This window comes from Pseudarthrobacter sp. 05T312 (assembly GCF_056396685.1).
The window spans coordinates 22,042-28,561 of the sequence record NZ_JBFTLY010000028.1; the positions used below are offsets into that span (position 1 = coordinate 22,042).

Consider the following 6,520-nt stretch of genomic DNA (forward strand, 5'->3'; position numbering starts at 1 on the left):
AAATGTGGCAATGTTCGAGCACAAACCCCGGCCGGAATGGGTTGCCACCGAGGAGTTCCTGTCCGACGCCGTGGTGCATCCGGACCGTGGCGTCCAGCAGGCCATCCGCGCCGCCGCCGAGGCCGGGATGCCTCCCATCGAGGTGGCGCCGAACGCGGGAAAGCTCCTCAAGCTCCTGGTCCAGCTCTCCGGCGCGCGGCGCGTCCTGGAGATTGGGACGCTCGCCGGGTACAGCACCATCTGGATGGGCCGGGGACTTCCGCACAACGGCACGCTGGTTACGTGCGAATACCTGCCCCAGCATGCGGAGGTGGCCTGGGCCAATATTGATGCCGCCGGACTGGGGGAACGGGTGGAAATCCGGCTGGGCCCTGCGCTGGAAACCCTGGCCGCCCTCGAGGAAGAGGAGCGGGAGCCGTTCGACTTCATCTTCATTGACGCCGACAAGGAAAACAACAGCCGCTACCTGGACTGGGCTGTCCGGCTAGGCAGGCCCGGAGCCGCAGTGGTCCTGGACAACACCATCTGGGAAGGCGCCGTCCTGGACCCGGACATCGATCCCGTCAACGCGCCGGGCATCATCGAAGCCCTCAAGCTGCTGGGTGAGCACCCGCGGCTGGACGCCACGGTAATCCAGACGGTCGGCTCCAAGGGCTGGGACGGCTTCGCCTTGGCGCGCATCCTGCCGAAAAATAGTAAGTAAGCTGTTGAGATGCGTCCGGTGCCACCGGACACCGTTCATGGAGGACGTACTTGCCAGCGACAGCTACTCCTGTGCTCCTGGGCTCCGCTCCGGCCGGGCTCTCCCCGTGGTTTCCGATCCTTGACTCAGTCGGCGGTGCCGCCGGCGACGTGCCCGCCCTCCTGGCCCTTGCCGTGGATGCGGGACACATGTGGCCGCGGCCTGGGGAGGGGCGCACCGTGGTGTTGTGGGAGCTCCTGGCCTCCGTGGCCGCTATCGATGTGGCGGCCGCCAGGGTGTTTGAACCGCACCTGGACGCCGTCGCCATCCTCGCCCAGGCCGCCACCGCGTCTCCGGCGGACCAACCTTTGCCAGCAGGCGCCGCCGGCGCATCGTGGGGCGTCTTCGCCGCAGAGGCACCCAACGCCAGGCTTGAGGCGCGCGCCGCAGGCGCCGGGGTGGTCCTCAACGGGACCAAGCCCTGGTGTTCACTTGCCGGGCGGCTGGACCGTGCCATCATCACTGCCCACACGGACGACGGCGGCAGGGCGGCTTTCGCGGTCAGCCTTCGCCACGCAGGGGTGGAATGCGAGGAGCCGGCATGGATCGCACGCGGGCTCCGGGAGATACCCAGCGGAAGCGTGCACTTCGACCAGGTCCCGGCAACACCTGTGGGAGGGGCCGGTTGGTACCACAGCCGGCCCGGATTCGCCTGGGGCGGGATCGGCGTCGCAGCCTGCTGGCTGGGCGGCGCCATAGGAGTTGCGCGGGACTTCCGGGACGGCCTGCTGGCCGGCGCCGACGCGGGACGGGAACCGGACCAGCTGGCCCTCGCGGCCTTGGGCGAGGTGGACCGGACCATCGCAGCCGCCCTTCAATACCTTGCCCGCACCGCAGCGCGCATTGACGACGGATCGCTCGGACCCGACGGGAACGGAAGTGCCTGGGGCGAGGCCCAGCGCATCCGGGGAACTGTTGCCGCCGTCGTCGAACGCGTCCTTTACCTGGTGGGCTCCAACCGCGGACCCGGGCCGCTCGCCTTTGACGAAAAGTACGCCAAAAGGATGGCGGACCTGGCCCTCTACGTGCGGCAGCATCACGGCGCGCGGGATGATGCCCAGCTTGGCCGGCTCGTCCTCAAGGGTGACTGCCAGTGGTGACCTTTTCGCACGCGGACGAGGGCACCACCGAAGCAGCCTGGGCCCGGAGCAGGCTGGCTGTGGCGCCTGAGCTGCCGCTCGATCCGGCCGAACTGGCGGGCATGCGGTTCGTTGTCCTGGCTGCCCATCCGGACGATGAAACTCTTGGTGCCGGCGGGCTGATGGCCTCGTTGGTGGCCCTGGGAGCCGAGGTGGAAGTGGTGCTCTGCACCGCGGGGGAGGGTTCGCATCCGGAGTCGCCCAGCACCACCCCGGAACAGCTGGCGGCCGTCCGGCTCACCGAATTTTCAGCGGCCCTGGACGCCCTGGGTCTGGCTGACCGCTGGACGTTCCTCGGGCTGCCGGACCGGGGATTGGCCAGCCATGCGGACGCGATTGCCGGCGCGGTGAGGGATGCTGCGCGGCGGCTCCCCGGCAACCCGGACCGCCTGGCACTCGTGGCGCCGTACCGGGCCGACGGCCATGGTGACCACGATGCGCTGGGGGCGGCAGCGGCAGGCATCGCCGGCCGCGACGGCCACGCGCTCCTGGAATATCCCATCTGGTTCTGGCACTGGGCGACGCCAGGCGACCTGGACCGGCGCCAGTGGGTCCGTTTCCATCTGGATGAACCCGCCGGCTGGGCCAAGAAGCGCGCCATGGCGGAGCATGCAACCCAGGTGCAGCCGCTTTCACCTCTTCCAGGGGACGAAACCCTGCTCAGCGCGCAGTTCCTGGAGCACTTCGCGCGGGGCTATGAGGTCTTCGCCTGGACGCCGGCGCCCGGTTCATCCGGCCAGTTGCATTCCAGCCTGGACGCAGAAGAGGTTTTCGATGGCGTCCACGACGACTCCGAGGACCCCTGGAACTACGGCAAAAGTTGGTACGAGCGCCGCAAGCGCGCCCTCACCCTGGCAGCGCTGCCGGAGGAATCCTATGAACGCGGGCTGGAAGTGGGTTGTTCCATCGGCACCCTGACGGCCGAGTTGGCCCCGCGGTGCCGCAACCTCTTGGGGCTGGACGCCAGCGGAACCGCCGTGCGCCGCGCTGGAGACCTGCTGGCGGGCACGCCCGGGGTCCGGGTCGAGCAGCGTGTGCTGCCCGGATCCTGGCCGGAAGGAACGTTCGACCTGGTGGTGGTCTCGGAGGTGGGTTACTACCTGGCCCCTGCTGAGCTGGCGCAACTGTGGGACAGGTTGGCGGCGGCCCTGGAACCTGGCGGAACCCTGCTTCTGTGCCACTGGCGGCACCCCATCGAAGGCTGGGAGCTCGACGGGGACACCGTCCATGCCCTGGCCCGGCAGCGGTTCCGGTGGCGGACTGCCGGGCTGTACCAGGAACGCGATTTTGTGCTGGAAGTCCTGGTTGCTCCGGGCGGGAAAGCGGGATGACCAGGACTGCTCGGGGCAACGCCGATCCGTTGCCGCCGGTTGACTCGGGAAACCGCGGCATCCGGCAGGTGGCCGTGGTCATTCCAGCCCACAACGAGGAGCAGCATCTGGAACGGGCCCTCACCGCGGTCAGGCGTGCGGCGGAGCGGGTCGAGTCGGAAGTGCCGGACGTTGCCGTGAAGGTGGTCGTCGTCCTGGACAGTTGCACGGACGGGTCCCCAGCGGTGGCCGCCCATGCAGCTGCCGGTGACCCGCGGTGCGTGCTGCTTCCCGTGGCGTTCGGGAGCGTGGGCAAGAGCCGGCAGGCCGGTGTCCGGGCGGCGTTGGAGAACGCGGCCGGACCCGCGCAGGCCGGCGCGCCGGCAGATCAAATGCGGGGAATCTGGCTGGCCAACACGGATGCGGATTCCTGTGTTCCCGGGCATTGGCTGCTGCGGCAACTGGAACTGGCCGCCGGCGGCTCCGATGTTGTCCTGGGCACCGTTCAGCCGGACCCCCACGGCATGCACCACGAGCTGCTGGCCCGCTGGCACGCCCGGCACAGCAGCACCGAGAACCACCCCCATGTCTACGGTGCGAACCTCGGGGTCCGGGCATCCTCCTACCTTGCGGCGGGCGGCTTTCCCGGCGTTGATTTCGATGAAGACCAGGCCCTGGTGGACCGGCTTCGGCGCAGCGGCGCACGCATCGTTGCAACCGATACCACCCGGGTCCTCACGTCGGGACGGACTGCGGGGCGGGCACCGCAGGGGTTCGCCGCCTATCTCCTGGCGCTGGCCAGGCCTTAGCGGCAGCATTCTGACGGCGGGGTGCGGAAAAGGGCTGCTGCCCTGCGGCAACAACCCTTTCCCGTGACGGACCAACCGTGAGGCCGTTCCTAACGTGTGGGCCTGCGGTCCCTGTCAGACCAGGTCCGGGGCGCTGGCAACGATATAGTCAGCGGCGGCCGGTCCGGTCATGGACAGGTTATTGCTGTCCGGGTTGATGCCGGCGTCATGGAGGGCGTCCCAAAGCGCCGCCGGTGGCTGGAGCTCCGCTTTCTGCAGGAGGCACCAGCTTGTGTAGAGACCGTATAGCTCGTCGCGTCGGAGGCCCAGTCCGGGCTCCCTGTCCGCGACGACGGCTTCGGCAAGAAACTGTTCAAAATGGGTAGCAGGCATGTCCGCTCATAAATGGTTGACAGTAATCCCGCCGACTGCTTCAGCGGCCTTGCCGGTCTTCCAGGGAATCCCGGCGAGGTATTCAAGAAAATATTGCAGTTCCGCGTGCTTGTCCAGTCGGTTCCGGCCCGGTTGCATCTTGTGGCGTGGGGCCGTGTATAGTGGCGCGTCGTCCGTGCCGCGAAGTGTTTAGGGGGCGGGCCTGAGGGGGCCGACGGCGACTGGGGGGACTGGCCTCGGTCTCAGAAGAGGCCATCTCACCGCCGACCCCGCTTTGCCCCGGGTGTTGCTTCCCGGGAAACCAAACAGGACCTCTAGGATGAATTTTCCTCCATCCCGAAGGTCCTGCCTAGTCCCTCTGCGCTGCGGTTGCGCCTGGCTGCTTAAGCGCTGCCGCCCCGCCGGGTTCCGTCGTCGGACTCCCCGCTTTCGGCACGGTGCTGCACCTTGTCGCGGACCCTGTCGCGGTGCCGCTCACCGGGCCGGACGGCGTCCTGGCCGTTCCCGGCCGGCTGCCCGTCCCGGTCCTCGCCGGAGCCCTCCGGGCCATTCTCCGAGGCGTACTTTTCCCGGAGTTCACGGCCATGCTTGATGTCTTCTTCGATCTGCTTCTGCAGCTTCTCGCTCTTCTTGGTGTCCCGTGGCGGCAACTGGATGGTTTCCTCGGCCTTGATCCCGGCCTGCAGTTCGCGGCCGCGTTCCACTTCCGCGTCAAACTCAGCGCCGAACAGAAGCGACATGTTCAGGATCCAGAGCCACAGCAGCATGATGATCACGCTGCCCAGGGCGCCGTAGGTCTTGTTGTAGTTGCCAAAGTTCCCCACGTAGAAGCCGAACCCCAGGGATGCGATCAGGAAGACCACCAGGGCTATGCCGGAACCCATGCTCATCCACCGGAACTTGGGCTGCTTGACGTTGGGGGTGGCGTAATAAAGCACGGCAATGATGGCGATGATCAGGGCAATCATTACCGGCCACTTGGCGATGTTCCAGACCATGAGGAAGGGCCCGCTGAGGCCGATCAGCCCGCCCACTGCCTCCGAAACCGGACCGCTGAGGACCAGCATGCCGGCCAGGAGCGCCACGATCACCACGGCCAGGAGCGTGACGCCGAGCATGGTTCCACGGAGCTTCACGAAAGCGCGGCCCTCATCCACCTCGTAGACCCTGTTCATGGCCCGGCCAAAGGCTCCGACATAGCCGGAGGCGGACCACAGCGCGGTGACCAGGCCGATGACCAGGGTGAACCCGGCCGCCGGGGCGCTGGTCAGTTCCGAGACCGGCCCGCTGATCGTATTCACGGTCTCCGCCGGAGCGAAGCCGCGCACGATTTCCAGCAAGGCGTTGGTGGTCTTTTGCGGATCGCCAAAGAGGCCAAGGAGAGACACGAGTGCCAGCAGGGCGGGGAACAGCGAGAGAACCGCGTAGTAGGTCAGGGCCGCTGCCAGGTCAGGGCATTGGTCCTTGCTGAACTCCCGGAGCGTCTTCCTCATGATGTATTTCCACGAAGGGTTGTCCAGGTCCCTGGGGCTGGCAGGTTTCCTTGAGTCATTGGGGCCCGGGGCCTGGCCCGCCTTGGCGGTACTGGTCTCGGATGTGTCGTGAGTGGCCATGGGGTGTCCTCTCAATCAGGGGGCCAAGCGGACAGGCCGGCCCGCGCATCGCGGTGCCGGCCTGCCGATCAATCTGTTGTCTTACTTTGCCGCGTGGGGTTGGTCAGGTGTTTTGGATGTTGTCTTTGGCGTTTGTGGCGCGGTCTTTGACGTCGGTGGCGGCGTATTGGCCTTCGGTTTTGACGTTGTGGGCGGCGTCGGTGGCGGTGGTTTTGACGTTGTCCATGGCTTCCTGGGCGGGTTCTTTGAGGTCCTGGGCCATGGTTTTGGCGGCGTCGGTGACTTGTTCTGCCAGGGGTTGGGCGGCGGTTTTGAGTTGGTCCGCGGCTTCGCGTTCTTTGTCGCTGGCCGGGATCAGGGAGGAGAGGAGCATGCCGGCGCCGAAGGCGATGAGCCCGGCGGCCAGGGGGTTCCCGGCGGTTTTGGCTTTGACCTGGTCCGGGGCGTGGGAGACGGCCTGGCCGGCGTCGGAGAGTTTGGCCTGGACGGTGTCGGTGGCCTGGTGGAGGTTGTCGCCGGCGGTGTGCATGGCGTT

The 6,520-nt window shown here is 67.3% G+C and carries 7 protein-coding genes; 4 read left to right on the top strand and 3 right to left on the bottom strand.

Features of this window, described 5'->3' with window-relative positions; genetic code table 11:
* Positions 1-10: 10 nt before the first annotated feature.
* Genes AC1DIP_RS21955 through AC1DIP_RS21970 form a run of 4 tightly spaced genes read left to right on the top strand, consistent with a single transcriptional unit; the run spans position 11 to position 4,000 of the window.
* Positions 11-703 carry a class I SAM-dependent methyltransferase gene (locus AC1DIP_RS21955; RefSeq protein ID WP_476208861.1) on the top strand — a complete coding sequence of 231 codons (693 nt, stop codon included), beginning with the start codon at positions 11-13 and terminating at the stop codon, positions 701-703.
* A gap of 50 nt (positions 704-753) precedes the next feature.
* A complete protein-coding gene (locus tag AC1DIP_RS21960) occupies positions 754-1,842 on the top strand; it encodes a hypothetical protein (RefSeq protein ID WP_476208862.1) in 1,089 nt (362 codons plus the stop codon).
* Positions 1,836-3,212, top strand: a complete 1,377-nt coding sequence (locus AC1DIP_RS21965; RefSeq protein WP_476208863.1) for a PIG-L family deacetylase — start codon at positions 1,836-1,838, stop codon at positions 3,210-3,212. Before AC1DIP_RS21960 ends, AC1DIP_RS21965 begins: the two co-directional genes overlap by 7 nt.
* Complete coding sequence (locus AC1DIP_RS21970; protein WP_476208864.1) at positions 3,209-4,000, top strand: glycosyltransferase; 792 nt, start codon at positions 3,209-3,211, stop codon at positions 3,998-4,000. Before AC1DIP_RS21965 ends, AC1DIP_RS21970 begins: the two co-directional genes overlap by 4 nt.
* 114 nt (positions 4,001-4,114) lie before the next feature.
* Here AC1DIP_RS21970 and AC1DIP_RS21975 read toward each other — a convergent pair whose 3' ends face one another.
* The 3 genes from AC1DIP_RS21975 to AC1DIP_RS21985 all read right to left on the bottom strand — a co-directional run.
* Positions 4,115-4,372, bottom strand: a complete 258-nt coding sequence (locus AC1DIP_RS21975) for a hypothetical protein (protein WP_476208865.1) — start codon at positions 4,370-4,372, stop codon at positions 4,115-4,117.
* A 383-nt stretch (positions 4,373-4,755) separates the two neighbouring features.
* Entirely contained in the window at positions 4,756-5,985 is a 1,230-nt protein-coding gene (locus tag AC1DIP_RS21980) for a YihY/virulence factor BrkB family protein (RefSeq protein ID WP_477735086.1), read from the bottom strand.
* A gap of 103 nt (positions 5,986-6,088) precedes the next feature.
* The coding region (locus tag AC1DIP_RS21985; RefSeq protein ID WP_477735087.1) for a DUF3618 domain-containing protein at positions 6,089-6,520 on the bottom strand (432 nt) is incomplete at its 5' end.

Bases quoted from the DNA above. Each gene is read 5' to 3' on its own strand.
- AC1DIP_RS21955 (WP_476208861.1), top strand. From the start codon at position 11: ATGTTCGAGCACAAACCCCGGCCGGAATGGGTTGCCACCGAGGAGTTC.
- AC1DIP_RS21970 (WP_476208864.1), top strand. From the start codon at position 3,209: ATGACCAGGACTGCTCGGGGCAACGCCGATCCGTTGCCGCCGGTTGAC.
- AC1DIP_RS21975 (WP_476208865.1), bottom strand. From the start codon at position 4,372: ATGCCTGCTACCCATTTTGAACAGTTTCTTGCCGAAGCCGTCGTCGCG.
- AC1DIP_RS21980 (WP_477735086.1), bottom strand. From the start codon at position 5,985: ATGGCCACTCACGACACATCCGAGACCAGTACCGCCAAGGCGGGCCAG.